General features: G+C 71.4%; 26 protein-coding genes. 18 read left to right on the top strand and 8 right to left on the bottom strand.

Annotated elements, in window-relative coordinates; translation table 11 throughout:
* Positions 1-50 precede the first annotated feature (50 nt).
* The 3 genes from J8N05_RS22280 (at position 51) to J8N05_RS22270 (ending at position 2,647) form a co-directional block, all read left to right on the top strand.
* A complete protein-coding gene (locus J8N05_RS22280; protein WP_210885220.1) occupies positions 51-1,079 on the top strand; it encodes an AraC-like ligand-binding domain-containing protein in 1,029 nt (342 codons plus the stop codon).
* Positions 1,073-2,047 carry a helix-turn-helix domain-containing protein gene (locus J8N05_RS22275; RefSeq protein ID WP_210885219.1) on the top strand — a complete coding sequence of 325 codons (975 nt, stop codon included), beginning with the start codon at positions 1,073-1,075 and terminating at the stop codon, positions 2,045-2,047. The genes J8N05_RS22280 and J8N05_RS22275 overlap by 7 nt, the downstream gene beginning before the upstream one ends.
* A 135-nt stretch (positions 2,048-2,182) precedes the next feature.
* Complete coding sequence (locus J8N05_RS22270; protein WP_210885218.1) at positions 2,183-2,647, top strand: DUF5709 domain-containing protein; 465 nt, start codon at positions 2,183-2,185, stop codon at positions 2,645-2,647.
* On the opposite strand, the gene J8N05_RS22265 is transcribed toward J8N05_RS22270, so the two are convergent.
* The gene (locus tag J8N05_RS22265) at positions 2,622-4,295 is read right to left on the bottom strand and encodes an MFS transporter (RefSeq protein WP_210885217.1); all 1,674 of its coding nucleotides are present in this window, start codon (positions 4,293-4,295) and stop codon (positions 2,622-2,624) included. The two genes, J8N05_RS22270 and J8N05_RS22265, sit on opposite strands and share 26 nt — an antisense overlap.
* Positions 4,296-4,596: 301 nt before the next feature.
* On the opposite strand from J8N05_RS22265, the gene J8N05_RS22260 reads away from it, so the two are divergent.
* The 3 genes from J8N05_RS22260 (at position 4,597) to J8N05_RS47970 (ending at position 6,612) form a co-directional block, all read left to right on the top strand.
* Positions 4,597-5,568 carry an alpha/beta hydrolase gene (locus J8N05_RS22260; RefSeq protein ID WP_210885216.1) on the top strand — a complete coding sequence of 324 codons (972 nt, stop codon included), beginning with the start codon at positions 4,597-4,599 and terminating at the stop codon, positions 5,566-5,568.
* A 115-nt stretch (positions 5,569-5,683) separates the two neighbouring features.
* The gene (locus tag J8N05_RS22255) at positions 5,684-6,406 is read left to right on the top strand and encodes an alpha/beta fold hydrolase (RefSeq protein WP_210885215.1); all 723 of its coding nucleotides are present in this window, start codon (positions 5,684-5,686) and stop codon (positions 6,404-6,406) included.
* 83 nt (positions 6,407-6,489) lie between these two features.
* On the top strand, positions 6,490-6,612 hold the full coding sequence (locus tag J8N05_RS47970) for a hypothetical protein (RefSeq protein WP_282108164.1): 123 nt from the start codon (positions 6,490-6,492) through the stop codon (positions 6,610-6,612).
* A 31-nt stretch (positions 6,613-6,643) separates the two neighbouring features.
* Here the strand turns inward: J8N05_RS47970 and J8N05_RS22250 are convergent, their stop codons facing one another.
* On the bottom strand, positions 6,644-7,054 hold the full coding sequence (locus tag J8N05_RS22250; protein WP_210885213.1) for a DUF4190 domain-containing protein: 411 nt from the start codon (positions 7,052-7,054) through the stop codon (positions 6,644-6,646).
* Between the two features lie 144 nt (positions 7,055-7,198).
* On the opposite strand from J8N05_RS22250, the gene J8N05_RS22245 reads away from it, so the two are divergent.
* Positions 7,199-7,738 carry a 2'-5' RNA ligase family protein gene (locus J8N05_RS22245; RefSeq protein ID WP_210885211.1) on the top strand — a complete coding sequence of 180 codons (540 nt, stop codon included), beginning with the start codon at positions 7,199-7,201 and terminating at the stop codon, positions 7,736-7,738.
* Between the two features lie 115 nt (positions 7,739-7,853).
* Here the strand turns inward: J8N05_RS22245 and J8N05_RS22240 are convergent, their stop codons facing one another.
* Positions 7,854-8,033, bottom strand: coding sequence for a DUF6480 family protein (locus tag J8N05_RS22240; protein ID WP_210885209.1), 180 nt, complete (start codon positions 8,031-8,033; stop codon positions 7,854-7,856).
* A 78-nt stretch (positions 8,034-8,111) separates the two neighbouring features.
* Positions 8,112-8,564, bottom strand: a complete 453-nt coding sequence (locus J8N05_RS22235; RefSeq protein ID WP_210885207.1) for an NUDIX hydrolase — start codon at positions 8,562-8,564, stop codon at positions 8,112-8,114.
* A 241-nt stretch (positions 8,565-8,805) separates the two neighbouring features.
* On the opposite strand from J8N05_RS22235, the gene J8N05_RS22230 reads away from it, so the two are divergent.
* The 4 genes from J8N05_RS22230 (at position 8,806) to J8N05_RS22215 (ending at position 12,294) form a co-directional block, all read left to right on the top strand.
* Positions 8,806-9,108, top strand: coding sequence for a helix-turn-helix domain-containing protein (locus J8N05_RS22230; protein WP_210890302.1), 303 nt, complete (start codon positions 8,806-8,808; stop codon positions 9,106-9,108).
* Positions 9,108-10,682 carry a helix-turn-helix domain-containing protein gene (locus J8N05_RS22225; protein ID WP_210885205.1) on the top strand — a complete coding sequence of 525 codons (1,575 nt, stop codon included), beginning with the start codon at positions 9,108-9,110 and terminating at the stop codon, positions 10,680-10,682. The genes J8N05_RS22230 and J8N05_RS22225 overlap by 1 nt, the downstream gene beginning before the upstream one ends.
* A 102-nt stretch (positions 10,683-10,784) precedes the next feature.
* Positions 10,785-11,357: a transcriptional regulator gene (locus tag J8N05_RS22220; RefSeq protein WP_210885204.1), complete on the top strand. Its 573-nt coding sequence runs from the start codon at positions 10,785-10,787 to the stop codon at positions 11,355-11,357.
* A 280-nt stretch (positions 11,358-11,637) separates the two neighbouring features.
* The gene (locus J8N05_RS22215; RefSeq protein WP_247706402.1) at positions 11,638-12,294 is read left to right on the top strand and encodes a S1 family peptidase; all 657 of its coding nucleotides are present in this window, start codon (positions 11,638-11,640) and stop codon (positions 12,292-12,294) included.
* A gap of 239 nt (positions 12,295-12,533) precedes the next feature.
* On the opposite strand, the gene J8N05_RS22210 is transcribed toward J8N05_RS22215, so the two are convergent.
* From J8N05_RS22210 to J8N05_RS22200, 3 genes are all read right to left on the bottom strand, one after another.
* A complete protein-coding gene (locus J8N05_RS22210) occupies positions 12,534-13,970 on the bottom strand; it encodes an FG-GAP and VCBS repeat-containing protein (RefSeq protein ID WP_210885202.1) in 1,437 nt (478 codons plus the stop codon).
* Positions 13,971-14,165: 195 nt separating this feature from the next.
* Positions 14,166-15,422, bottom strand: a complete 1,257-nt coding sequence (locus J8N05_RS22205; protein ID WP_210885201.1) for a cytochrome P450 family protein — start codon at positions 15,420-15,422, stop codon at positions 14,166-14,168.
* Between the two features lie 274 nt (positions 15,423-15,696).
* Positions 15,697-17,046, bottom strand: coding sequence for an aspartate aminotransferase family protein (locus J8N05_RS22200; protein WP_384271266.1), 1,350 nt, complete (start codon positions 17,044-17,046; stop codon positions 15,697-15,699).
* Between the two features lie 91 nt (positions 17,047-17,137).
* Here J8N05_RS22200 and J8N05_RS22195 point away from each other — a divergent pair, with 91 nt between their 5' ends.
* Positions 17,138-18,082, top strand: a complete 945-nt coding sequence (locus J8N05_RS22195) for a LysR family transcriptional regulator (protein WP_210885200.1) — start codon at positions 17,138-17,140, stop codon at positions 18,080-18,082.
* Positions 18,083-18,133: 51 nt separating this feature from the next.
* Here the strand turns inward: J8N05_RS22195 and J8N05_RS22190 are convergent, their stop codons facing one another.
* On the bottom strand, positions 18,134-18,874 hold the full coding sequence (locus J8N05_RS22190; RefSeq protein ID WP_210885199.1) for a vWA domain-containing protein: 741 nt from the start codon (positions 18,872-18,874) through the stop codon (positions 18,134-18,136).
* Between the two features lie 214 nt (positions 18,875-19,088).
* On the opposite strand from J8N05_RS22190, the gene J8N05_RS22185 reads away from it, so the two are divergent.
* The 6 genes from J8N05_RS22185 (at position 19,089) to J8N05_RS22160 (ending at position 25,415) form a co-directional block, all read left to right on the top strand.
* Complete coding sequence (locus tag J8N05_RS22185; protein WP_383935255.1) at positions 19,089-19,649, top strand: RNA polymerase sigma factor; 561 nt, start codon at positions 19,089-19,091, stop codon at positions 19,647-19,649.
* A complete protein-coding gene (locus J8N05_RS22180; RefSeq protein WP_210885197.1) occupies positions 19,646-20,473 on the top strand; it encodes a zf-HC2 domain-containing protein in 828 nt (275 codons plus the stop codon). The genes J8N05_RS22185 and J8N05_RS22180 overlap by 4 nt, the downstream gene beginning before the upstream one ends.
* A gap of 101 nt (positions 20,474-20,574) precedes the next feature.
* Entirely contained in the window at positions 20,575-21,384 is an 810-nt protein-coding gene (locus tag J8N05_RS22175) for an ABC transporter ATP-binding protein (protein ID WP_210885195.1), read from the top strand.
* Positions 21,381-22,772 carry a hypothetical protein gene (locus J8N05_RS22170; RefSeq protein ID WP_210885193.1) on the top strand — a complete coding sequence of 464 codons (1,392 nt, stop codon included), beginning with the start codon at positions 21,381-21,383 and terminating at the stop codon, positions 22,770-22,772. The genes J8N05_RS22175 and J8N05_RS22170 overlap by 4 nt, the downstream gene beginning before the upstream one ends.
* 23 nt (positions 22,773-22,795) lie before the next feature.
* Positions 22,796-23,377: a hypothetical protein gene (locus J8N05_RS22165; protein WP_210890299.1), complete on the top strand. Its 582-nt coding sequence runs from the start codon at positions 22,796-22,798 to the stop codon at positions 23,375-23,377.
* Between the two features lie 88 nt (positions 23,378-23,465).
* Positions 23,466-25,415 carry an alpha/beta hydrolase family protein gene (locus tag J8N05_RS22160; protein WP_210885191.1) on the top strand — a complete coding sequence of 650 codons (1,950 nt, stop codon included), beginning with the start codon at positions 23,466-23,468 and terminating at the stop codon, positions 25,413-25,415.
* Positions 25,416-25,432 lie beyond the last annotated feature (17 nt).

Below are 25,432 nucleotides of genomic sequence, written 5' to 3'. Positions count from 1 at the left end.
CAGTCGGCCGACTGATGCGTGGGCCGGCACCGCCGCGCCATGCTGACGGTATGCCAACCGCGATCGACTCCCACGAGGAGAGACGTCCGCACCCGGCCGTACCGGCGGGCGGGCGGAGCACCGTGCTGACCACCCGCTCGGTCGCGCCGAGCGAGAGCCTGGACTACTGGCACCACGCCGTGTTCGACACCCTGGTCGGGATGGACATCACCACCGAAGGCGGTTCCTACGACGCCAGCATGCGGACGGACCACCTGGGAAACATGCAGATCACCACGGTGGAGTGCGACCCCGGCCATGTCCACCGGACGCCGCGTTCCATCGCCCGCGGCGACGGACGCCAGGTCTTCGTGGCCGTTCAGAGCGCCGGCCGGGCCCAGGTCGAACAGGACGGCCGCACCACCGAGCTGCGGACCGGGGACATCGGGTTCTTCGAGACCGTCCGCCCCTTCCGCACCGCTTTCCCGGAACGCTTCCGGATGAAGATCTTCGCGGTCCCGCGCGCGCTGCTCCAGCTCCCCGACGGCGGCCTGCGGCAGCTCACCGGCCGCTCGGTACCTCCGCGCGGCGGGCTGCCCGCCCTGCTCGCGCCGATGCTGGACCGGCTGGCGGACACCTCCGCGTCGTACGCGACGCCTACGGCCGACCGGCTGGCCGAGAGCGTCATCGACCTGATGGCGGCGACCGCGGCGGACCAGCTGGGGGCGGACCCCGCCGAACTGCCGGGCGCCGACGGCGTGCTGCTGCTGCGCGTCAGGACGTACATCCGCTGGCACCTGTCGGACCCCGGACTGACCCCGTCCGCCATCGCAGGTGCGCACGGCATCTCGGTCCGCGGTCTGCACCGGCTGTTCGAGGCCGAGGACAGCACGGTGTGCCAGTGGATCCGCGAACAGCGGCTGCAGGAGTGCCGCAAGGAACTCGCCGCCCGGCCGCCGGGCTCCGTCACCCTGGGGCAGGTCGCCCGGCGCTGGGGGTTCACCGGCCCGGCCGCGCTCGGCAAGGCCTTCCGTACCGCCTTCGGACTGTCACCGACGGACTGGCGGGACCGGGTGTGGGCGGGAACGGCGTCATGCTGACCGGCCACGCCCCCTGGGTGTCCTGCTCCACCCGGGACCTGGTGCCCGACGATCGTCTCCCCTCCTGGCAGCGCGCCCTCTCACGGACCTTCGTGGACGTCGAGGTCACCGTGGAGCAGGACCGTCCGTGGGACGGCGACCTGACCGCCGACCGACTCGGCGTGCTCCAGATCGCCACCCAGGAGTTCGGCCCCGGAACCGTGCTGCGCGGGGCTCGCGCGGTGGCCGCCGACCCACGGACCCACCTCCTGGTACGCCGACAGCTGGAGGGCACCGCCCGACTGCTGCAGGACGGCCGCACCGCCGAACTCCGCCCCGGCGACCTGGCCTTCCTCGACGCCCGGCGGCCCTTTCGGATCGTGCTCCCCGAGCGGCAGCGGGCGCGGATCCTCATGGTGCCCCGGGCGCTGCTGCGCCTGGAGGAACGGCAACTGCACGCCCTCACGGCCACGGTGGTGGACGAGAGCGCGGAGGGCGCGGCCGGCCTCCTGCTGCCGTTGCTCGACGGACTCGTCGACGAGGTCGCACGGGCCGGTTCGCTCCGGCGTGAGCAACTCGCCCGTGCCGTCGTGGACATCCTGGCGACCGTGGCCCTCGAACAGGCCGGACGGCCGCCCGAACCGGCGGACCTGTGGGTACGGATCACCGAGTCCGTCCGCACCCGCCTGGGCGAACCCGGTCTCGGCCCGCAGACCATCGCCGACCAGCACGGCATCTCGCTGCGCTATCTGCACCAGCTCTTCCAGCGGCACGACACCACCGTGGGCGCCTGGGTGCGCACCCGGCGACTGGAAGCCGCCCACGAGGAACTCGTCCACCCCGCGACGGCCCACCGTCCGGTTGCCGCGGTGGCTGTCCGGTGGGGGTTCACCAGCCCCTCCCACTTCAGCCGGGCGTTCCGCGACATGTACGGGATGTCACCGGCGCAGTGGCGCAGGGCGGCGGGCGCGGTCCGCGCGGAGGACTGACATCCCCGGCTTCCGGAGTACGGCCTCTACGCTGTCGGGTCGACGGCCGGACCGAACCGAACGCCCCGACGACGACCGAACCGAACGACCCCGGCAACGACCCAACTGAACGACCCCGACAACGATGGAGCGCACATGACCGACGAGACGATGGGTGACGAGGTCTACCAGCCGGACGGTTCGGAGGTGCAGGACGACGCGGGCGTGCTGGACGCCTCGGACACGCTGGACTACCGGGCCGGCACGGAAGCCCTGGACGAGGGGTATTCGCCCCCGGAGCGGCCCTGGGCCGTCGAGCACACGGGTGTCACGGCGGCGGAGGCGCAGCGCGGGGAGACCCTCGACGAGCGTCTGGCCGAGGAGGTGCCGGACATCCGCGTCCCGGAGGGCGACGACCTCGGCGACAGCCCGGACACGGACGGCGAACTCCTCGACGACGAGGTCGGCGACCTCCGTGCCGGCCGGCTCCTCGCACCCGACGAGGGCACGCACGAGGTCACCGAGTCCGACCTGTTCGCCTCCGACCGCGGCCTGGACGGCGCCGGGGCGTCGGCGGAGGAGGCCGCGATGCACGTCATCGCGGAATCCGAGGACTTCTGACCTTCCCGTCCTCGACTCCCGCGCTCGGGGACGAGGGCCGTACCGGCGGTCCCGCCGAGGTGTCGAAGGCGTGTGTCACCTCGGGCGGGCTGCCCGGGATGAGCAGCGCCCGGGCCTCCTCCTCGAAGCGGCGGTCGGTGGCCGTCAGCCGGACGTGGTGCTGGTCCAGGTGCTCGGCCCAGGAGGAGACCAGGTAGTTCTCGATGAACCGCTCCGGGGCGTGGCCGTCCTGGTAGAGGCCCCAGGACAGGGCTCCGGTACGGCGCCGGGAGCGGGCCACGTGGTGCATCCGGTCCGTGAACTCGGCCCGGTTCTCCGCCTGGACCCGGTAGACGACGGAGACCAGGACCGGGCCTGTCGGGCCGTCGGCCTCCCCGGGCGCGAACACCAGGGGAGGGGTCGGCCAGTGGTCGGACGGCGCGGGGTCGATGCCTTCGGCGTCATGCAGCGGCCACCGCCGTACGCTGGCCGCGCTCAGCAGCATCGCGGCGCCGGCGATCAGCAGACAGGCGGTCAGCCCGAGCCAGTCGGCGACCGTGCCCCACAGGGGTGCGGCCAGCGCCTGCCCGCCCTGGAAGACCAGGAGATAGACGGAGAGGCCGCGGGCCCTGACCCAGCCGGGGAGCCGGGTTTGTACGGCCGCGTTGAGCGTGGACAGCACGGCGATCCAGGCGAGGCCCGCCGGGAGCAGGGCGAGCGCGACCACCCACGGGGTGCGGACGGTGGCCAGTACCGCGAGCACCCCGGCGAACATCACGGCGCCTGCCGCGAGAGTGCCGTTGGCGCCCAGCAGACGATGGGCGCGGGGCAGCAGAAAGGCTCCGCCCACCGCACCGGCGCCCACCGCCGCGAGGAGCAGTCCGTAGCCGCCGGAGCCGAGGCCGAGCGAGCGGCTCGCGGTCAGCGGCAGCAAGGCCCACAGGGCGGCGCCGCCGGGGATGAACAGCAGTGTGCGCAGCAGGACCCGGCGGACGCCGGGCGCGTTCCAGACGTAACGGCGGCCCGCGTACAGGGCTGCCAGCAGCCCTTCACCCGTGGCGGGCGGCACGGTCGCCGCGGCGGGGCGCCGCCACAGCAGGAGGACGGTCGCGATGCCCAGATAGGACGCGGCGTTGAAGGCGAAGACCCAGCCCGCGCCCGCCGCCGCGACCACCGCCCCGCCGAGGGCCGGGCCGACGGCACGGGCGAGATTCATGTTCACCGCGCCGAGCGCCGCCGCCTGGCCGAGCCGCTCCCGCGCGACCAGTTCGGGCTGGATCGCCTGCCAGGCCGGGCCCATCAGCGCGGTGCCGCAGCCCAGCAGGAACGTCAGGAGGAGCAGGACCGTCGGCGACAGGGCGTCCAGGAACGCGAGTACGGCCAGCGCCGCGGACACCGCCAGCATCGCGAACTGCGCGGTCACCAGCACCGTACGCCGGTCGAAGCGGTCGGCGATCACCCCGGAGGGCAGCGCCAGCAGCACGACGGGCAGGCTGGCCGCCGTCTGCACCAGCGTCATCAGCGCGGCACTGTCCCCGACGAGGAGCCACTGGGCGCCCACCGTCTGCATCCAGGTGCCGATGTTGGAGACCAACTGGGCGATCCACAGCGCGCGGAAGACACGTGCCGCGAGCGGCGCCCAGGGGGAGTCGGTGGTGGTGGCGTTCATGGTGCTCCCGAGTGGGTCCGGTCCGGGCGGGGATGTCACCCGCCGAGCCGCCACGTTAGGACCGGTCCGGGAGGCGGGGTGTCCCGTGCGCGCACTGACAGCGGTCCTGCAGCGCACTGGTCCTGCAGTGCACGCACCGCACAGCGCACCGCGCCCTCAGTGCACCGCGCCCACACCCGGCCCCGCACTCCTGGGACGACAGGAGTGCACTCGTGGACAACTGCCCGGTGCACAGCGCTTCTACGGTGGCCTCAAGGGCGCCGGACCGACCGGGGTGCCCACGCAGTCCCAGGAGACGCACATGTCCGAAGCCTTCACGCCCGTCGAGCCCGTGCTCGAACCCGCCGCCGCGGCCTTCGCCGAGGCGACCGCCAACCCGCCCTACCTCTTCGACCTCGCCCCCGCGGACGGCCGCAAGGCCGTCGACGAGGTGCAGTCCGGCGAGATCGCCAAGCCGGCGATCGACGAAGAGTGGATCACGGTGTCGGGCGGCCCCACGGGCACCGTCCGGGCCCGCATCGTGAAGCCCGCCGGCGCCACGGGCACCCTGCCGGTCATCATCTACATCCACGGCGCCGGCTGGGTCTTCGGCAACGCCCACACCCACGACCGCCTGGTGCGCGAACTGGCCGTCGGGGCCAACGCCGCGGTCGTCTTCCCCGAGTACGACCTCTCGCCCGAGGCGCGCTACCCCGTCGCCATCGAGCAGAACTGGACCGTGGCGCGCTGGGTCGTCGAGCAGGGCGCGACCAAGGACCTGGACGCCACCCGGATCGCGGTGGCCGGTGACTCGGTCGGCGGCAACATGACCGCCGCCCTCACCCTGATGGCGAAGGAGCGCGGCGGAGTCCCGCTGCTCCAGCAGGTCCTGTTCTACCCGGTGACCGACGCGAACTTCGACACCAACTCCTACCACCAGTTCGCCACGGGCTACTTCCTGCGTCGCGACGGCATGCAGTGGTTCTGGGACCAGTACACGACCGACGAGGCCGAGCGCGCCCAGATCACCGCGTCCCCGCTGCGCGCCACCACCGAGCAGCTCACGGGTCTGCCCAAGGCCCTGGTCATCACGGGTGAGGCCGACGTCCTGCGCGACGAGGGCGAGGCCTACGCCAACAAGCTGCGCGAGGCCGGCGTGGCCGTCACCGCCGTCCGGTTCCAGGGCGTCATCCACGACTTCGTGATGCTCAACGCCCTGCGCGAGACCCACGCCGCGGACACCGCGATCTCCTTGGCCGTAAGCACGCTGCACGAGGCCCTGCACGCGGGCTGATCCGGGCGAGGCCGTCACCACGGACGGAACGGTCCGCGCGTGACGGCCACCCGCGCCCGGGGCATCTCATGCCGCACACGACGGCAAGGAAATCCACTCCCGACAAGGAAGTCCCATGACCGACTCCACGCCCACCGTCGTCCTGGTGCACGGCGCCTTCGCCGACGCGTCCAGCTTCGCCCGGGTCGTCCCCGAGCTGCTGGCCGACGGCCTGAAGGTGCTCGTCCCGGCCGTGCCCAACCGCAGCCTGACCGGGGACGCCGCCTACATCGCCTCGGTCGTACGCGCCGTATCCGGCCCCGTCGTCCTGGTGGGGCATTCCTACGGCGGTGCCGTCATCACCGTCGCGGGCGTCGAGGACAACGTGAAGGCCCTTGTCTTCGTGGCCGGTTACGCCCTGGAGGAGGGCGAGAGCCTGGGCGAGCTGCAGGGCCGGTTCCCCGACTCCGACCTCGCCTCGGCCCTGGTGTACACGCCGTTCCCGGTCGAGGGTTCGGACGAGCCCGGCACGGATGTCACCGTCGAGATCGACAAGTTCCCCGCCATCTTCGCCGCCGACGTGGACCCGGACCTGGCCCGGGTGCTCGCCGTCTCCCAGCGTCCGCTGGCAGGTGCGGCCTTCGCCGAGGCGGCCCCGGTCGCGGCCTGGAAGACCAAGCCGTCCTGGGGCCTGGTGTCCACCTCGGACCACACCATCAACCCCGACGTCGAGCGCTTCGGCTACGAGCGCGCCGGCATGACCACGACCGAGGTCGACTCGTCCCACCTGGTCATGCTCGCCCACCCCAAGAAGGTCGCGGACCTCATCCGCGAGGCGGTCCGAAGCGTCTCCGCCTGACCGGGCTGCTCCGCGGCAGATGAGAGGGCGTTCGATGAGGGAGCCACAGGCCAACGCTCCTGAACCGAACGCCCTCTTCGGCGATGCGCGGCCCCGGCATCCACGCGCCCGACCACTCCCTGGTCCGACTACCGGCGGTCCGCAGCCCGTGGCGGCGCGAGATCCTGGACAACATGACACAGCACCCGCACGCCCACCTCTTCTGACACGACGGCTCGATGAGCTGTGCCAGGACAGTCAGTTGCCGTTGATGTCGCGTTCGAAGTCCTTGGAACACTGGTCGCGTTCGGACTTGTTGTCCGCGTGCTGGACGCAGTCGTTGTAGTCCTTGAACGAGTCCGAGGTGAGGAAGGAGACGCCGATCGCGACGATGACGGACGACGCGATGACGGCGAGGGCGCTCAGGACCGCGCCCACGATGGCCATGCCCCGGTGCGGGGCACGTCCGCCGCGGGCACGCCGGGCGGCGATGATTCCGAGTACCAGCCCCACCAGGCCCAGGAGGACGCCCCCGAAGACCGTCCAGAAGAACACGCAGGCCGCGATGCCGAGCACCAGGGCCGCGACCGCCAGACCGTTGCTGGTCCTGGACGCAGGGTCCTGGTGATGTCCGGGATAGGGGTAGGCAGGCTGACCATAGTGAGCCATCCGCGGGCCTCGCTTTCCGTTGACCGTGAGCAGCACATGTCTTAGGTGTGCTCAGGCGTCTTCCCCGTGGCGTGCATCACATGCCGTCGTCCAGTGACGTGCCGGGCCGCGCGACCGCGCCCTACGGAGTCGTACGCTGGCGGTGTGGAGACTGTCGAGCTGCTGCCCGACGCGACGACCGAGCGGACCGTACGCGGTGTGTGGCGCCGCCTGTCGGATGCCGGTCTGCCCAGCCAGGCCACTCACCGGCACCCGACGAACCGCCCCCACCTCACGCTCGCCACGGCCGACACACTCGTGCCCGAGGTACGCGTCCGGCTCCAGGACGCCCTCGCCGTACTGCCCGTCCCCCTGCGCCTCGACGGGACGGTGCGGTTCGCCAGCCGGACGCCTGTCCTGGCCTGGGCCGTCCGGCCCGACGAAGCCTTGCTCCACCTGCACGAAGCGGTATGGCGCATCCTGTGCGACACCCCGAGCTGCGGACGACTCAATCCGATCCACGCCCCCGAGCGCTGGCAACCGCACATCACCCTCGCCCGTGGCCACGACGCCGCCCGCCCCGGCACTCCGCTGTTCTCCGCGGCGCCCGGCGAACCGGACGACGCCCTGACGGGCCAGTGGGTCGACGCCCGTACGTACGACTCTGTAGTCCGCTCCGCCACCCCGCTGGGGCAGTCTTCCTAAACTCGCCTAGTGGCCGACGGCGATCCCGTCTACACCCAGACGCTGTCCGAACCTGGTGACTGGCAGCGCTGGGACCGCCTCCAGAGATCCAGAGATCAGAGGTCGCAGAACAAGCTCAGAGAGCGAAGATGCGGGCGATGAAGAAGCCCGCGACGATCACGGCGCCGATGACGATCAGCCAGACCCAGACGCCGGGGTGTTCCCACATCCCTCCATCCGCGCGTTCCTCATGTGCCTCGGCGATTGAGCCTTCAACCGGGGGCGTTTCCTGTGGTGGCACGCGCGGATCTGTCATGACTTCAGGCTCACGCAGGTCGCACGTGCGCGCATCCGCAGATTCCCCTTGCGCCCCTACAGGCGTCCCACGACGTTCTCAGGGGGTGGTTTCGCCGCGTACCAGGGGCAGGCACACGGGCTGGATGCCCTGGGGGAGGTCATCGGGGCGGCACCAGCGGGCTTCCAGGATCTCGAAGGGGTCGAGGCGCAGCTCACCGCCGAGGAGCCGTGCCTCGTAGGCCACCTCCATGCGGGTACGGAAGCCGCTGTTCAGCATGACCAGACGGCCCACTTCCACATCGAGACCGGTCTCCTCCTTGACCTCGCGAACCACGGTGTTCCGGAAGTCCTCACCCTTGTGTGCGAAACCGCTGGGCAGACCCCATTGGCGGTTCGGCGACCACATACGGTGCCGGAGCAGCAGGACCCGTCCCTCGTCGTCACGCACGACACCGATCACGCCCACCACGAATTTGGCGTTCAGGGTCCACACAATGCGGTTCTGAAGGGGGCGCAGGAGCCGCCAGAGGCGGGCAAGGAATCGTCGCACGGGGCCTCGGACGGTCGGAATCAGACGGGACGTCACCGGTGGGAACGGTACAGCCCCATGCCCGTCCCCAGGACGGCGCGTTCCCTGTTGTTCTTCTCGTCGGCAGGTCTGACGGTACGAGACAGAAAAGCTGAACTTACCTCGGACCCGATCCACGTACCCGATCGGCGTACTTTCACGCATTCATCATGCAGATTACGAATGATTGGTGGGCTTTACGTGGTAAGGTGTCGGCGTGAGTATGAGCCTTGAGGAGCGGATGCGATCGGCCGTTGCCGCGCTCCTTCATGCGGCCGGTGAGTCGCAGACCGAGCTCGCCGCCGCGCTGGGGGTGAGTCAGGCGCAGGTGAGCCGTCGTCAGTCGGGGGCTGCTGCGTGGAGCCTGGCCGACTGCGAGGCGGTGGCGGCGCACTACGGCATCACCGCGTACGACCTTCTGGCCGGTCCGACCCGGGCCGTCGAGGCCCTGCCTCCGGGGCGCCGCCGTATGCCTGGCCGCCCGGCTTCCGGTGTTCGCCCTGCGGCCGTGGACGGGACGATCTGATGGCGGACTTCGAGGCGATCGACGCCCTGCTCGCAACCGCGTCGTCGGAGCGGACTCCGCTGCCGTCGGCCGAGGAACGGCGCCGGCTGCGCGAGGGCCTGCACCTCTCGCGCGCACAGCTCGCACAGGCTCTGGGGGTCGGCCCCTCCACGGTGGGCGGCTGGGAGTCCGGGCGGGACCCGAGCGGGGAGGTGCGGGAGAAATACGCGTACTTCCTTGAGGGCGCCCGCACCAAGCTGGAGGCCGTCACCGAGAACACCGCGGCCGCGACCGACGCGGAGCCCGGCGACGACGAGCCGACGGAACCTGACTCGGCGCAAGCTGGTCAGACCCCGGAGTCGCACGACGATGACGGCGGCGGCGACGTGCTGGCTGTCGCGCAGCCGTGCGTACTGTGCGGGCAGCCGGCCCGCCATCAGGTCGAAGGGTTCCCCCAGCACCTGGACCCCGCCGAGTGTGCCCCGGCCGCACCTGCGTCCGTGCCCGCGCAGGCAGAGAAGCCCGCGCCTCGCACTGCACCGCGGCAGCCGGCGCCCGCCAGGAAGTCGCGCCCCGCGGCGTCCGGCGTGAAGGTCGTCCCGGTCGGCCGCCGTCTGCAGGCCGCCGACGCCCCGGACCGGATCGGCGCTGCGGTGGCGGCCGCGCTCGCCGAACACGCCGGGGATGTCGAGGCGGCGACCGCCGCTCTGATCAAGCGGGCGATCCCGGATGCGATGGCGCTGCTGGACGACACCCGCAAGGGCGGGCGTTACGACGTCGTCGCGCATCCGTGGCTGCCGGACATCCTGCGCAAGCAGACGGCACGCGGCGCCGACCAGGTGTGGGAGGCCCGCCCCAAGTGGAGCCGTCCCGAACTGCCCGCGGGCGTGCACGAGATCACCGCGCTGGACGTCAACGGCGCCTACCTGTCCGCCCTCAAGACCCACCTGCCGCTCGGTCAGCTGGAACACTCCACCGGCAATCACCACGACCGCCGCCGCGCCGGCCTGCACCTGATCACCCCACCCGCCTGGGAGCACGACCCCTACCTGCCCAACCCGATCGGCAACCGTGACGAACCCGGCCCCCTGTGGGTCACCGAACCCACCCTGCGCCTCCTGCTGCGCCTGTCCGGGCCGAAGTACGGGATGTGCGACCCGCCCGAGATCCACGAGTCGTGGACGTCCGGGGCGACCGAGGGGCTATTGGAGAAGTTCCGCATCGCGCTGAAGGACGCCCGGGACCGGGCGATCTCCGACGACGACCAGGTGACGCTGGAGTACGTGAAGGCCATGTACTCCAAGTTCGTCTCCACCCTGGGGGAGTCGAACTACAACCGCGAGCTCTACCGCACCGACTGGATGCACCTCATCCGCGCCCAGGCCTTCGCGAACCTGTGGTGGAAAGCCCACCGCGCCTACGACGAAGGCCTGATGGTCGTCCGTGCGATGGGTACCGACGAACTCCACGTCACCGGCGACTGGCGGGCCGTCTTCCCCGAAGGCCGCGGCGTGGCCGAGGTGAAGGTCAAGGACACCTACACCGTCGGCACCGACCCCAGTGCCGCCGCCGAGCCCTCGCCGGACGCTTCCTGACGCTGTTCCCCCCGACCTGGCGTCCACTTACCCCGCCGGGTCGGGAGAGGGGAGCTCACAGCCCCCGTACAGTGATCCACACCCGAGAACCCGGAAGAGACGATGCCTGAGCGGAACATCGAATTCGGTAAGTACGGTGCTCGCGGCCTCAAGGGCCACGAGGCCGTCGCCCGCCAGTTGGACGACCTGGCCGGCTACATCGCCACCCCCGTCTCCGCCCGCCGCGGCCTGCAGGCCCGCCTCCACTACCTCACCCGCACCACCCACGCCCGTCAGGCGGCCCGCGCAGCGGGCCTGACGGTCACCGACCGCACCCTGCGTGCCTGGCAGGCCGGTACCCGCAGTCCGACACGGAAGAATCTGGAGCGCATCGAGCAGGCCTACCGCACGGTGCGGCGCGAGAACGTCGCCCGCTACCTCACAGCCCGCCTCAACCGTGACGGCCGCGGCACCCGCGTGGAGATCCACCCGATCAACCAGTCCCAGGTCGACCGGCCGCGCCAGCGCGCGGTGGAGCTGCGGCATCTCAACGTGCGCAACTGGGACCGGATCGTCAGCGCGTGGACGGCCGGCGACGACCGGCAGCTGGACGAGGCCTGGGTCGACCAGGTCATCGACCTCGGCTCCCAGTGGGGCCAGTACGAATACGTCACCAACATCGGCTTCGCCGCCTGAACCCTTGAAGGGGTGGTCAGGTCGGCGAGCCGGGCCGGGCGCGGCCGAGGCGCAACGCTTGAGCGCCAAAGCAGCCGCCTGGCCCGACGGGACGCCGAAAGTGTCTCCGGCGTCCCGTTGTTGGCGTTTTTCAGCCTGGTCATCGTGGTGCGCGGGGTCACATGCTGGCACGTACATGCCGTAGGGGGTCGTCGTGATTGCCATGCGTTCTGTGAGGCGTCCGCGAGGCGCTGTTCGTGCCGTTGCCGTTGCCCGTGCCGTCGTCCGGGCCCTTGTCGTGATGGCGTTGTTCTTCGGTTGGTCCGTTGCCGTCGGATCGGTCGGTCACGCCGATGCGCGGGCGGAGCGGCAGGCGGCTGTCGTGGTGCGTGGGGGTGACACGCTCTACAGCACGGTCAGCCGCTGCACGGTGGGCTTCAACGCCCGTTCCGGGTCCACCATGTACGCGTTCGTTTCGGGTCGGTTTGCTCAGGGCGCCACCACCTGGTACGCCGATGCCGCTCTGACCGTCAGCGTCGGTGTCACCGCGGGGGTGAGCTTCCCGGGCAACGACTACGCGAGTGTCCGGTACACGAACACGACCGCTTCCTACCCGGGTGAGGTGTCGCTGGGCGCCGGCGCCGGTACACGCGACATCACGGGCGCGGCGAGTCCCGTGGTCGGGCAGTCGATCTGCCATGTCGGGCGGGTCGGCGGCTACCGCTGCGGCAGCATCCAAGCGGTCAATGTCACCGTCAACTACGGCGGGGGAGTGGTGTCCGGACTGTTCAGGTCGTCCATCTGCTCCGAGCCGGGAGACACCGGAGGTCCGGCCTTCTCGGGCGGCACGGCGATCGGCGTCATCGTCGGCAGCAGCGGGAACTGCAGCGTAGGTGGGGTCACTTACTACCAGCCGGTGGTCGAGTGGCTGTCCGTGTACGGCCTGAGTATCTATTGAGATCGCGACCGTGCAGGTCGCAGCAGGTCGCCGGGCAGGTGAGGCACGCTCCAACATATGGCTGGAATATGCCATAGGCATGCGGGCCGATGAGATAGTCGCCGTGAGAGGGCGTCGCCGGACCCCGGGCGGTCGCATCGAGCGCCGCACGGCCGGAGAGCTCACGGCGCTCTCGCAGGCGGCCCCGTTTCACCTCCCCGCCGGGCGGGGCCGCCTCAGTCCGACTGCCCGGAGCCTGTCTAGAGCCCCAGTACCTCGCCGTACTTGATGGCCCCGTAGGGCAGCGCGAAGCCGTAGGGGGTCAGTGACTTGCCCAGCGGGTAGGTCTCCTGCGTGCTGCTCGGCGCGAACCAGACACCACCGGACCTGGGCTCACCCGCGTTCTCCCCGGGGGCGCTCACCGCGGTGTCCCACAGTCCGTCGCGGTTGTAGTCGCCGACGGCCAGCTGGGCGCCGAAGCGGTCGCCGGCCTCGGCCGTGCCGGGCATGTTCGGGGTGCTCTGGCTGCGGGCCAGCCCTCCGTGGAGGCCGTGCTCCGTGCCGTTCATCGTGACGTATCCGCCCGCGTCCTTCACGGTACCCACGTCCTCACCGGGCACGCCGACGACCAGTTCCGGACGGCTGTCGCCGTTCAGGTCGCCCGCGGACAGCGCGGCGCCGAAGTCGTCGCCCTCCTCGGCGGCGCCACCGACCTCCGGGCTCGACTGGGTGACGCACTCGTACGCGGAGCCGAAGTCCGCGCTCTTCGAGCCCTTGAGCAGGAGCACCGCACCGCCGAGCCGGTTCTCGCAATGGGTGCTCTCCGACTCGGGGTTGGGCTGTACGAGGCCGATCGCGAGGTCGTCCGTGCCGTCCCGGTCGAAGTCGGCGGCGGCGAGCGCACTGCCGCGGTCGGCGTCGGCGTACCACTGGGCCGGCCCGGCCCGGTCGTCCCAGCGCGTGATGAAGGTGCTGGAGTCCTCCGTGCCCCGCCAGGTGGCGGCGAGGTCGTCGCGGCCGTCGCCGTCGAAGTCGCCGGTGGCCAGGGCACGGGTGGCGCCGCCCATGCTGTAGCGGCGCAGGGTGGTGGGTGTCACCGGGTCGGCGGTGAGGGGGCCCGCGCGGAACCGGAGCGCACCGTGCTCCTCGCCGTTCTCGCCGAACGCGAGGTCGGTGTCGCCGTCGCCGTCGTAGTCGCCCGTGGCGATGGTGCGGCCGATGCTGCTGTACTCGGACGTGCCCCTGGCCACGGTGGTCCCCTTGGGGTGCCACTGCAGGCTCTCCAGGACAGTGATGGTGCCCTCGTCCTTGAGCTGGTCGGAGGTGAGTGACTCCCCGCTCGCGCCGACGACGAGCTCGAAGAAGCCGTCGCCGTTCACGTCGACGGGCGCCAGGGAGGAGCCGAAACGGTCACCTGCCTCGGGCGTGCCGGGGATGCCGGCCTCGGCCTGGCTGATGACACCGGTGGACTGGTACGGGCTCTCCGCGCCGCCATAGATCACGCTGATGTAGCCGGCCTTGGCCTTGCCGTCCACCGTCGCGTCGGGCATGCCGACCGCGATGTCCGCGTATCCGTCGCCGTTGAAGTCGAACCGCGGAGTCGTCGCCGCCGCGGCGCTTCCGGCGAGCGGCAGGGCCAGACCGGTGGCGGTGAGTGCCACAACGGCGGCGGTGGCGGCCAGGGTACGTACGCGCACAGGGCAACTCCCGTAGTCCGAAAGGGAAACAAGGGGTAAGGGCTTTCGGAGCTGTGACCCATGAGGCGTACGAAGGGTTGTGCGAAGGTGGCCGTGCGGTGAACTCGACTCACCGCGTTCTCACCGTCATTTCACCGCGATCTGGCCCCTCGCCTCAGCGAAGGGGCCCAGCCGCCCGGCGGGATCGCCGAAACCTCAGACGGACGCCGGCCGCAGGACGACCGGAAGGGCGTCGAGGCCGTTGATCGCCGTGGAGATGACGGGCACCAGTTCCGACTCGGGCACGGCCAGCCGCATGGCGGGGAACCGGGCGAAGAGCTGGGAGAGCCCGATCGCGCTCTCCAGGCGGGCCAGGGGCGCGCCCAGGCAGAAGTGCGGTCCCGCGCCGAAGGCCAGCTGGCGGTCGTAGAGGCGGGAGTCGCGGATGTCGAAGCGCGCCGGGACCGTTCCGCGCTGTTCGCGGTTGGCGGCGGCCAGGCCGACGACGATCGGCTCGCCGCGGCGCACGGTCACTCCGTGCAGGACGGTGTCCCGCAGCGCGTACCGCATGAACAGGTTGCGCAGCGGGGCGTTCCAGTGCAGGCCCGCCTCCACGGCGGCCGGCCAGTCCAGCTCGCCGCCGAGCAGCGCGCGGAGCTGGTCGGGATGGGTGAGCAGGGCATGGACGGTGCTGGTCAGCGAGTTGACCGTCGTCTCGTGGCCGGCCAGCAGGATGATCTCAAGGGTGTCGATCAGTTCCTTCTCCGTCAGCCTGCCGGCCTCGTCGTCCAACGCCTCGATCAGCGCGCTGGTCAGGTCGCCGAGCGGAGCCTCGCGCCGGTCGGCGACCAGGCGTGCCAGCACCTTGCGCTGCCCGACGGCGGCCGCCTGCCGCTCGGCGCCGCTCACCTCGACGCTCAGCATCGTCCTGAAGTGGCCGCGTAATCGGCGCTGCTGATCGGGGTCGGTGAGACCGAACAGCTCGCAGATGATCAACAGCGGGAGCGGATAGGCGAAACCCTCCTTGAGATCGGTCACGTCCCCCGGCTTCGCGGACTCCAGGTCGTCCAGCAACTCCCGGGTGATCTCACGGATCCGGGGTGCGAACGCGTCGATACGGCGCGGAGTGAACGCGTGACTCACCAGACGGCGAAGCCTGCGGTGGTCCATCCCGTCGGCATTGAGCATCGACTCCCCGACGATGAGGTTGAGCAGTGGCCATCCGGCGGGTATCTCCCCGCGTGTGTACGCACCCCAGTGCCGCGGATCGCTGGAGAGGTCGGGGTGCGCGTCCAGTACCGTCTGGGCCGCCTCGGCCGACATGGCCGCCCAGGCACGGACGTCGTCCGGCAGCGCCACCGGCACCACGGGGCCGTGCCGCAGCCACTCGGCTGCCTCCTCGTGGGTTCCGCGGTTCGGATCGAGCGAGGACACGGGCTGGTCGAGCGACAGCGTCGAACGGTCGATGCGCATGGACAGCTCCAAGTGCACGGGGGGATACGTTGCCTTGCGTCCGCCTATCGTGTGCGGCCGTACCGCGCAGGAAGCTGTACCGGGTTCGGGCCGACCGCCCGACAGGGCCTCAACCGTCGCCAGACACGAATCCCGGAGCCGACCCCACCACCGTCATCGTAACGACCCGGCCCCCGCGCACAGGTACGAAGCGGACGAAGCCCCGCCCGAAGGGCTCAAGTCGGCTCATTCTCCCGGTAAGTTGACCGGTTCGACCGGCATCGAGCCACGACGCTCACCTCTCACCGGCACTCCGGCCCGCCTCCGTGAGGGCCTGGTCCAGGATCTCCAGGCCGAGGGTCAGCTCCTCCTCGGTGGCGGTCAGGGGCGGGGCGATGCGCAGGGTGCCGCCCATGCCCGGCAGTTGGACGATGTTCATGTGCAGGCCCAGTTCGAGGCAGCGGCCCGTGACACGGGCACCCAGAGCGTCCCCGGCCGAGGTGTCGGTGTCGCCCGTCGCGAACTCGACGCCGAGGAGCAGACCCCTGCCGCGTACGTCGCCGATCACCGGGTGGCGGGCGGCGAGTTCGTCGAGTCCCTTGCGCAGGAACTCCCCTCGGCCACGGGCCTGTTCGTCGAGGCGGTCGGCTTCGAGGACGTCGAGGACCGTGTTGCCCACCGCCGCGACGAGCGGGTCGGAGACATGGGTGGTGAAGAACAGGAAGCCGCGCTCGTGGGCCCGCTCCTCGATCTCCGCGCTGGTGACCACCGCGGCGAGCGGCAGCCCCGCGCCGAGTGTCTTGGACAGGGTGAGGATGTCGGGGACGACCCCGTCGCGCTCGAAGGCGTACCAGGTGCCCGTGCGGCACAGGCCGGTCTGCGCCTCGTCGAGGATGAGGAGCATTCCGCGCTCCCGGCACTTGCGGAGCAGCGCGGCGAAGTAGCCGGCGGGCGGCTCGATCACCCCGCCCGAGCTGAGGATCGGCTCGACCAGACACGCGGCCAGGCTGCCGGTGGACTGGGCGTCGATGAGGTCGAAGGCGAGGTCCAACTGCCGCTGCCAGTCGAGCGTTCCGTCGGGGTGCGCGATGTCGGGGTGATAGGAGTGCGGTACGGGGATGGCGAAGTTGCCCGGTGCGCCGGGTCCGTAGCCCTTGCGTCCCGCGCTGTACGTCGCCGACGCGGCGGCCTGGGTCATGCCGTGCCAGGACCGGGCGAACGACACGATCTCGTGGCCGCCGGTGACGAGCTTCGCCATCCGTACCGCAGCCTCGTTCGACTCGGCGCCCGTGGTGAGCAGCAGCACCTTGTCGAGCGGGTCGGGCAGCGTACCGGCCAGCCGCCGCGCGAGGTCCACGACGGGGCGGCTGAGCATGCCACTGAAGAGGTGGTCGAGGCCGGCGATCTGCCGCTGGACGGTCTCCACGATGCGTGGATGGCCGTGTCCCAGGATCGCGCTCATCTGGCCGGAGGTGAAGTCGAGGATCCGGCGGCCGTCGGCGGTGTACACGAAGCTGCCGCTCGCGCGCTCGATGATCTCGGGGGTGAAGGCGACGCCGTAGCGCAGCAGATGGCGCCGTGCGTCGTGCCAGAACTGTGCGTCGCGGTCCGTGCCGGTCATGTCGCCTGCCCTGTCGTCTGCCATGACGTCGACGGTAGGGACGGGTCGAGGTTCGCGTCCATCACACGATGTCGGCTTTCCTGTGCGGCAGAACCGTACAAGAATCGCCAGGGTGATGAACCCGTGGAGGCTGAGGCTGCTCAGCCAGCTGGACACGCTCGGTACGGTCCGCGCGGTGGCGCAGGCCGGCCATCTCAGCCCGTCGAGCGTCTCCCAGCAGCTCGCCGTCCTGGAGGCCGAGACCGGCACCAAACTGCTGGAACGCACGGGGCGGCGGGTACGGCTGACGTCCGCCGGGCTGATCCTCGCCCAGCGGGCCCGCGCGATCCTCGACCACATGGACGGCGTCGAGAGCGAGTTGCGCGGCTTCGGTGAGGAGCCGTCGGGGCTGGTCCGGCTGGGCGCGTTCCAGAGCGCCATCCACACGCTGGCCGTCCCTGCGGTGACCCGGCTCGCGGCCGCCCACCCGCACCTGGACGTCGAGATCCTCGAACTAGAACCGCACGCGAGCATGCCCGCCCTGCGCATGGCGGACGCGGACATCATCATCACCACGACCGACTTCGACGAACTTCCGCTCGGCCCGGACCTCGACCTGGTGCCGCTGGCCGAGGACCCGGTGCTGCTGGTCCTGCCTCCCGGCCATCCCGCCGGACGCGGCCCCGTGGACCTGGCCGCCTTCGCGCACGAGGCCTGGGCCTTCGACATGCCCCAGTCCTACATGGCCAACCTGGCCCGGCGCCTGTGCCGCCAGGCCCGCTTCGAACCGCGGGTGGTGTGCCGTTTCAGCAACTACATGATGGCGCTGCAACACGTCGAGGCCGGACTGTCGATCACCCTCCTCCCGGCCCTCGCCGTCGCCCACAGCCGCTACGACGTGACCACGCGCGAACTCGCCACCCCCGTCACCCGCACCATCACCGCCGCCGTCCGCCGCGGCACCCCAACCCGCGCATCCGTCCGCGTCGTCCTTGACGCCCTGCGCCACGACCCGACGCCTCCGCCCCTCACACCACCCACCGAACGCGGCACCGCAACGCCGCCGGGCGGCACGCGGTGACGACCCACCGGCCCGCTCCCCGCGGACTCCTCCGACGAGGAGCCGCTTCGCCTATGCGATGACCCGGGCGGTGCGCGCGGCTGTCAGCCAGTGCGGGAACTCCTGCAGAAGCCGGTCGTACAGCAGACCGTCGTCCAGGGTGCGGGGGTCGAGACCGGCGTGGAAGAAGCCCGCGTTGTCGACGATGCGGCAGGCGGGTGCGGCCAGGGTGTCGAGGCGGTGCAGGAAGGCGAACTCGTTGTCGTCGGGGTCGCCGAAGCCGACGAACTGCCAGAACAGGGGCAGGCGGGCGGCCTTGCACAGATAGCGTTCGGCAGCGGCCTTGCTGGTGGGCCCGCCGTCCGTCTGGAAGATGACCAGGGCGGGATCGGTGCTGTCGGACGCGAGGTAGTGGTCGATGACCTCGTCCATGGCCCAGTGGTAGTTCGTCCGCCCCATGTGGCCGAGGTTCTCGTGCAGCTTGTCGATGCGGCCCGGGTAGTTGCCGAGGCGCAGGTCGGTGGATCCGTCGACGTCCGTGGAGAAGAACACGACGGGCACGGTGCCGTCGTCGTCGAGGTGGGCGGACAAGGACAGCACCTGTTCACCGAAGTGCTGCATGGTGCCGTCCTTGTAGTAGGGCCGCATCGATCCGGACCGGTCCAGGACCAGGTACACGGCGGCGCGTACTCCCTCAAGGCCATGTGTGCGCAGGCTGGCGCCCGCGGCCTTGTAGAGGCTGACGAGGCCCGGGGCCTCGGCCTGCACCTTGGTCAGACTGACCGCCGCAGGGGCGTAGTGCATTTCGGTCATGGTGGCCGTTTCTGTAGCGGGTGCGGTCGCCATGATGCGGGCCCCGGTGCTCACGCGGCGTGCTTATCGCGGAAATGGGTGCAGTCGGGAGCCCTTGGACCCTCTGCGGGGCAGCGGTGCGCCGCTTGGCGGTCGCGCTGCGATACCTCGCTCGTGTGTGACGCGGATCACGGCCAAGTGAAAACCTGACGCGAAGGCCCCGCGTCTAGCAGGTGTGAGATCAGCCAGGGCACCGCTGCACGAGGTCGACGAGGAACGTCTCGTCCGGCTCGTGGCGAAGGGCGACCGTGCCGCATTCGAGGAGTTGTACCGGCGTACGTCGCCGTGGCTGGCGGTGCGCCTGCGTCGCCGCTGCGGGGACGAGCAGATCGTCGCGGAGGTCATGCAGGAGACCTACCTGGCGGTGTGGCGCGCCGCGGGCGCGTTCGCAGGGGCCGCCGTCGGCGGGACGGCCACCGGCTGGCTGTGGACGATCGCGGCGCGGCGCCTGGTCGACGCGTTCCGGCGCAGGGCCCACCACGCGGAGCCCCCGCCGGCCGCCGCCGTGCCGGACGCCGCGCCCGCCGCCGAGGAGGAGGCGCTCGCGGAGACCGTCGGCGGTGAGGTCGGGGACGCGCTGCGCCACCTCGCGCCGGAGTTGAGACAGGTACTGCAGGCCATGGTGCTCGACGGGCTGTCCGTCCGGGAGACCGCGGTCCTGCTCGGGCTGCCCGAGGGCACGGTCAAGACCCGTGCCCGCCGGGCCCGGACGGCGATGCGGAGGGCGCTGGTATGAGTGGGGAACACGCGTCGGTGCGGATCATCGAGGGGTACGCGCGTGGCGGCGCGGACCTCGCCGCCGACGAGGTGTGGGCCGTGGAGGCCCACCTGGAGGCGTGCCGGGTGTGCCGCGACCGGCTGTCCGCCGTGGTCGCCGCCGAGGTGCCCGCGGTGCTGTCACTGGTCGACACCGTGTGGGCCGGCCTGGAGCCCCGGGTGGCGGTCACTGCCACGATGCGGCGCGGACGGTTCCGACAGGTGTGCCTGTCGCGGCTCTCGCGGTGGATGACGCCCGCGATGGTGCCGTGGCTGGCCATGGTCGTGGGCGTGACACTGCTGGCCCTGCTGCTCGACGTGGTCGGCGCCGGCACGGGCGACGTGTCGATGGTGCTGCTGTTCTCGCCGGTCCTGCCCGTGCTCGGCGTCGCGGCGTCCTGGGCCCGCGGCCTGGACCCGGCGTACGAGCTGACCGCCTCGGCGCCCAGGGCCGGGCTCCAACTGGTCCTGCGGCGTACCGCGTCCGTGCTCGGCGTGGTCGTCCCCGTGCTGCTGGTGTGCGGGTGGCTGACCGGGGTGATGGTGGCCCAGTGGCTGCTGCCCTGCCTGGCCTTCACCGCGGCGACGCTGGCGCTCGGTGGTGCCGTCGGGGTGACCCGCGCCGCCGTCGCGCTCGCCGCCGTATGGGCCGCCCTGGTCATGGCGCCGACCGTGGCCACCAGCCGGACGGCCGTCGTCCTGCGGCCCGAAGGTCTGCCCGCGTGGGGGCTGCTCCTCGCGCTCGGCATCGCGGTCGTGATCGCCCGCAGAAGCGCGTACTCCGTCCTGGAGACCCATCGATGAGCAACACGAGAGCCGAGCGATCAACAACGCGAGAGCCGAGCGATGAGCAACGAGCCGGACAAGCGATGAGCAACGCAAGAGCCAACCGAAAGGAACACCACATGACGTCCGCGGTCAACGCGGCCGACCTCGCGCCGACGGCCTACGCATGGGAGATCCGGGCCACCGGGCTGAAGGTCAGGGTCGGCAGGAAACGGATGGCCGTCGACGGCCTCGACCTGCGGCTCGGCACCGGTGTCCACGGCCTGCTCGGTCCCAACGGGGCGGGCAAGACCACCCTCATCCGGACGCTGGCCACCGTGCTGCGCCCCACCGAGGGCACCCTTGAGATGTTCGGCGAGTCCGTCGGCGGCCGGGGCGAACACCGTGCGCTGCGCCGCCGGATCGGCTACCTGCCCCAGGAGTTCGGCTACTACAAGCGCTTCACGGTGCGCGAGTTCGTCGAGTACATGGCGTGGCTGAAGGAGGTGCCGAAGGCGGACATCCCCGCCGCGGTGCAGCGCGCCGTGGAGCGGGTGGGCCTGGCGGACCGCGCCGACGACAGGATGAAGGCACTGTCGGGCGGCATGGTGCGGCGCGTCGGCATCGCCCAGGCCATCGTCAACGACCCGGCGGTCCTGCTCCTCGACGAGCCGACGGTCGGCCTCGACCCCGCGCAGCGGCTGCGCTTCCGCGAACTGCTCCAGGAACTGGGCACCGACACCTGTGTGCTCGTCTCGACCCACCTGGTGGAGGACGTCGCCGCCGCCTGCACCGACGTGGTGCTCTTCGCCGAGGGCCGACTGGTCTTCCAGGGCACCCCGGACGAACTCGCGGCGGCGGGCGGCCCCGAGCACGTGGGCGACAGCCCGCTGGAGCGCGGCTACTCGGCGCTGCTGCGCAACCCCGCCCAGGAGAGGGGCAGTTGGTGAACGGCCGTATCCTGCGCATCGAGTTGAGGCGTTCCGTCGCCCCGTGGGCCGGCGCAGTGGTCCTGCTCCCGGCGCTGGCGTTCCTGTATCTGGTGGACGCCGCGTGGTGGCGGGGCACCACGGCGTGGACGGCCCAGTGGACGCCCATGGCCATGTGGACCCGCTCCCTGCTGTTCTACCTGTGGCCGCTGGCCGTGGGACTCGGGGCGCTGCAAGGGCTGCGCGACCACCGCTCGAAGATGTACGAGCTGCTGACCAGCACACCGCGGCCCGCCCGGCACCGCGCCGCCGCGCTGGCGGGCACGACGGCGTGCACGCTGGCCACGGCCTTCGCGCTCCTCGTCCTGGTGGGCGCGGTCCAGGTATGGGGCAACACCGCCTACACGCACGCCGGTTGGCTGCCGATCTCGCTGGTGGGGGCGTTCTTCCTCGTCGCGGGGGCCGTGCTGGGCATGGGGGCCGGGCGCGCCCTGCCGTCCGCGCTCACCCCGCCCGCGACGGCCATGGCCGCCTTCGTGTTCACGGTCCTGATGCACGCGTCCCTGGGCCGGACGGAGACGGTCATGGAGGGCGGGTTCCCGGGCACGGAGCCGAACCGGGTCTCGCTGCTGTCACCGACGGTGGAGGAGGTGCGCGACGCACTCGTCACGCTCTCCGTGTCCGTGCACCTCGGGCAGACGGTCTGGCTGCTCGGCATGGCCGCGACCGGCTTCGCGCTGCTGATCGCCGCGACCCCGCGAGCCCGGCTCACCGCACTGGCACCCCTCCTGGCGGGCGCGGTCGTCGCTCTGCTGGTGCTGCCCTCCGACCCGGGCCGGATGTACGTCGTCGACAAGGCGGCCGCGGAACTGGTCTGCGACGGCCCGGTATGCGTGACGACGACACAACGCGCACGGCTCGACGACGTCGCGGGCCCCGGCAAGAAGGCGCTGCGCCTGCTGCACGCCGCCCTGGGCGACCGGGCGCCGGTCTCGGTCCGGGAGAACGCCGCCGTACCGCCGCAGGGCTCCACACCACGGTGGTCCCGCGAGAGCGTGCTGTTCGACTTCGACGACGACATGATCACCGGCGTGCGGGGCGAGGAGCTGACCCGGGCCCTGATCGCGCAGGCCGTGGTGCCGATGTGCGTCCCCGTCGGCTGGGGCGGTACGGCGGCCGACCCGGCCACGCAGAGCGTCGCGGTCGCCTGGGTGACCGGCGACCTCCAACCCCTCGCGGGCAACGGGTACTCCGCGGCCGCGCAGACCGCCGCGGCCCGCCCGGTGTGGAAGGAACTCAAGGCACTGCCACAGGACGAACAGCTGTCCCGGATCGGCGCGATGCGTACCACCGCGCTGTCCTGCGAGGGCGAGCCCCTCGCCGCGCTGAAGGGCGAAGCTTCCAAATGATCCCGCCGATCCCGCCGATCTCGTTGAGATGGCTGATGCTCTACGCCCGCTCGCGCCAGGTTCCCGCGTCGCTCGCCGCGGTGGTCGTCAGCGCGGTCACGGTGGCGGTGCTCGCCCGGGACGGGGGCGAGGGCGCAGGGCCCACCGGTCCGGGGCTGCCCGTGCTCGTCCTCGCCGCCGGGGCGATGGCGTTCTCGGTCGGGCTCAGCGGGCAGGACCTCGCGCTGGACCGGACGGCCGCGATCCGCTGGGCGCCCCGCAGAGCGGCGCACGTGCTGTTCGCGGGAGCGGTCGTCGCCGCGGTGCTGCTGACCGTGCAGAGCATGGGCGAGGACAGGGCCAACCTTGCGTTCGTCGTCCGCGACAGCGCGGGTCTGATGGGGCTGGTCGCCCTGGGGGCGGCGCTCGCGGGCGGACAGTACGCCTGGACACTTCCGTTCGCCTGGCTCTCGTACGCCCTTTTCGCCCCGCCTGCGACGAGTACGCCGACGCAGGTGGCGACCTGGATGCTGCTGCCACCCGGCACCGCCGCGGGTACCTGGACGGCCCTGGTCCTCACGGTCGCCGGCACCGCGGCCTACGCCGTCGCGGGGCCGAGACGGTAGCCGGAGGGCTCAAGCCGGCGGGTCAACCGGCGCGCATCACCGGGGTCAGCGTCGTGGACGACCGTGCTCCCGCCTGTGCCATGCTGAAATGATGATCAGTGAAGCAGCAGGTGGCAGGTCGGACGGGCTGGTTCGTGACCGGGTCACGGCCTGGCTTGAGAGCGCCGAGGGACCGGGCTTCGGCCGGGTCACGCGCTTCGGGCAGTGGGACGTGACGCCCGACGGAGGCTGCGTGGCCGCGGTGGGCACCGTTCTCGACGGTCTCGACCGGCCGGGACGCGACGTCCTGTGCGTGATCGCGACAGCCGACGGCGACCTCCGGCAGTACGACCTGGCGGCCGACCTGGTCTCCGCCGGCGCCGGCACCGTGGCGGTCGCTTCGCGCGACAGCGTCCACTGGTTCGATCTCAGCACTCGTACGCCGGATGCGGGCCCTGTCCTGCCCGGACGCATCGAGCAACTGCGCGTCTCGGCCGACGGCCTGCGCGCACTCGTGGTCCTGGCCGCCGATCAGCCATCCCGCTACGACCTGGCGGAGCGGGTGATCGCGGAGCCGTCGCAACGCGAGCCGCTCGTCTTCACCGCCGAGCCGGAACGATTTCGCCAGTGCTACGTGGTGGACCGGCGCAGCGGCTCCGTACGGAACGTCACTCCTGCCGACGCGAACGTCTGGGAAGTGTGCTGGGCCGGTCCGGACGCCGCTCTGGCCGTCTGCGCGGACCGGCCCGGCGAATCCGGCTGGTACAGCCCCTACTTGGCGCACCTGGACCTGGAATCGTCGACGGCCGACGTCCTGTACAGGCCGCGGATCGGCCGTCAGCTCGCCGAACCGGCCTGGACGGCGGACCGTTGGGCGGTCGTCGAGGCGACCTGCAGCGACCGCGGAGTCGTGGCCGGCGAGGTCGTCCTGGGGAGCCCGGAAGGAACTCCGGTGCACCTCGACACCCAGGGGGTGGCCGTGTCGTCCCTGCGCGACACGGCACAGGGGCAGTTCGCCTACGCGGGACTCCGCGGGCTGATGACCGTGATCGGACGCGTGGACGCCGGGAAGGCCTCCGCCTCCGAGGTCTGGTCGTCCGCGGAGACCTTCGCCGGCCAGACGGCACAGATCCGTATCGACGCCACAGGGCGGTTCCACGGCTTCCTGGAGTCCTACGAAACCCTTCCGCGCCTCGTCACCGTCGACGGCACGCGGGTGCGTACCGTCTTCGACCCCGCGCACGGCGGGACGGCGTTCGTACGGAAGCGGGCCGGAACGATGAAGGAGATCTCCTGGACGTCCCCGGACGGTCAGGAGATCGAGGGCCTGCTGGTGGTTCCCGACGGGCCGCCGCCCCACCCCCTGGTGGTCAACGTCCACGGCGGCCCCGTATCCGCGTGGCGCAACCGCTGGGGCATCGCCTCGGGGGAGCGCTACCCACTGGCACCGATCCTGGCGTCGGAGGGGTATGCCGTCCTGCATCCCAATCCGCGCGGCAGCCACGGCCGCGGCGAGGAGTTCGCGCGTGCCGTGCTCGGTGACATGTTCGGCGCGCCGGTGGGGGACCTGCTGAGCGGCGTCGACCACCTCGTCGCCGAAGGCGTGGTGGACCCGGAGCGCATCGCCGTGACCGGCACCAGCTACGGCGCCGTGATGAGTCTGGTGCTGCCCGCGATCGACCGGCGTGTCGCAGCGGCGATCGCGGTGTCCCCGGTGAGCGACTGGGTCAGCCAGCACTACACGTCGGACATCCCGCGGTTCGACGAACTCTTCCTCCAGGACAGCCCGTCTGCGCGTGACAGCAAGTACTTCCACCAGAGCCCGCTGTTCATGATGGGGCAGGCCCGCACACCCACCCTGGTGACCGCGGGTCTGCGCGACAAGTGCACACCCCCGCAGCAGGCCGTCGAGGCCCATCAGGCCCTGCTGCGCAACGGCGTCGACACCGAGCTGGTCCTCTACCCCGCCCAGGGGCACGGAGTGAAGGGCTTCCCCGAGACCACGGACTATCTGGGACGGCTCCTCGTGTGGCTCCAGCGCCACCTGCCGACGGCGTGAGGCTCACCGGACCGACG

The organism is Streptomyces liliiviolaceus (assembly GCF_018070025.1).
GTDB classification, from domain to species: domain Bacteria; phylum Actinomycetota; class Actinomycetes; order Streptomycetales; family Streptomycetaceae; genus Streptomyces; species Streptomyces liliiviolaceus.
This window is presented reverse-complemented; position numbering and strand designations above follow the sequence as displayed.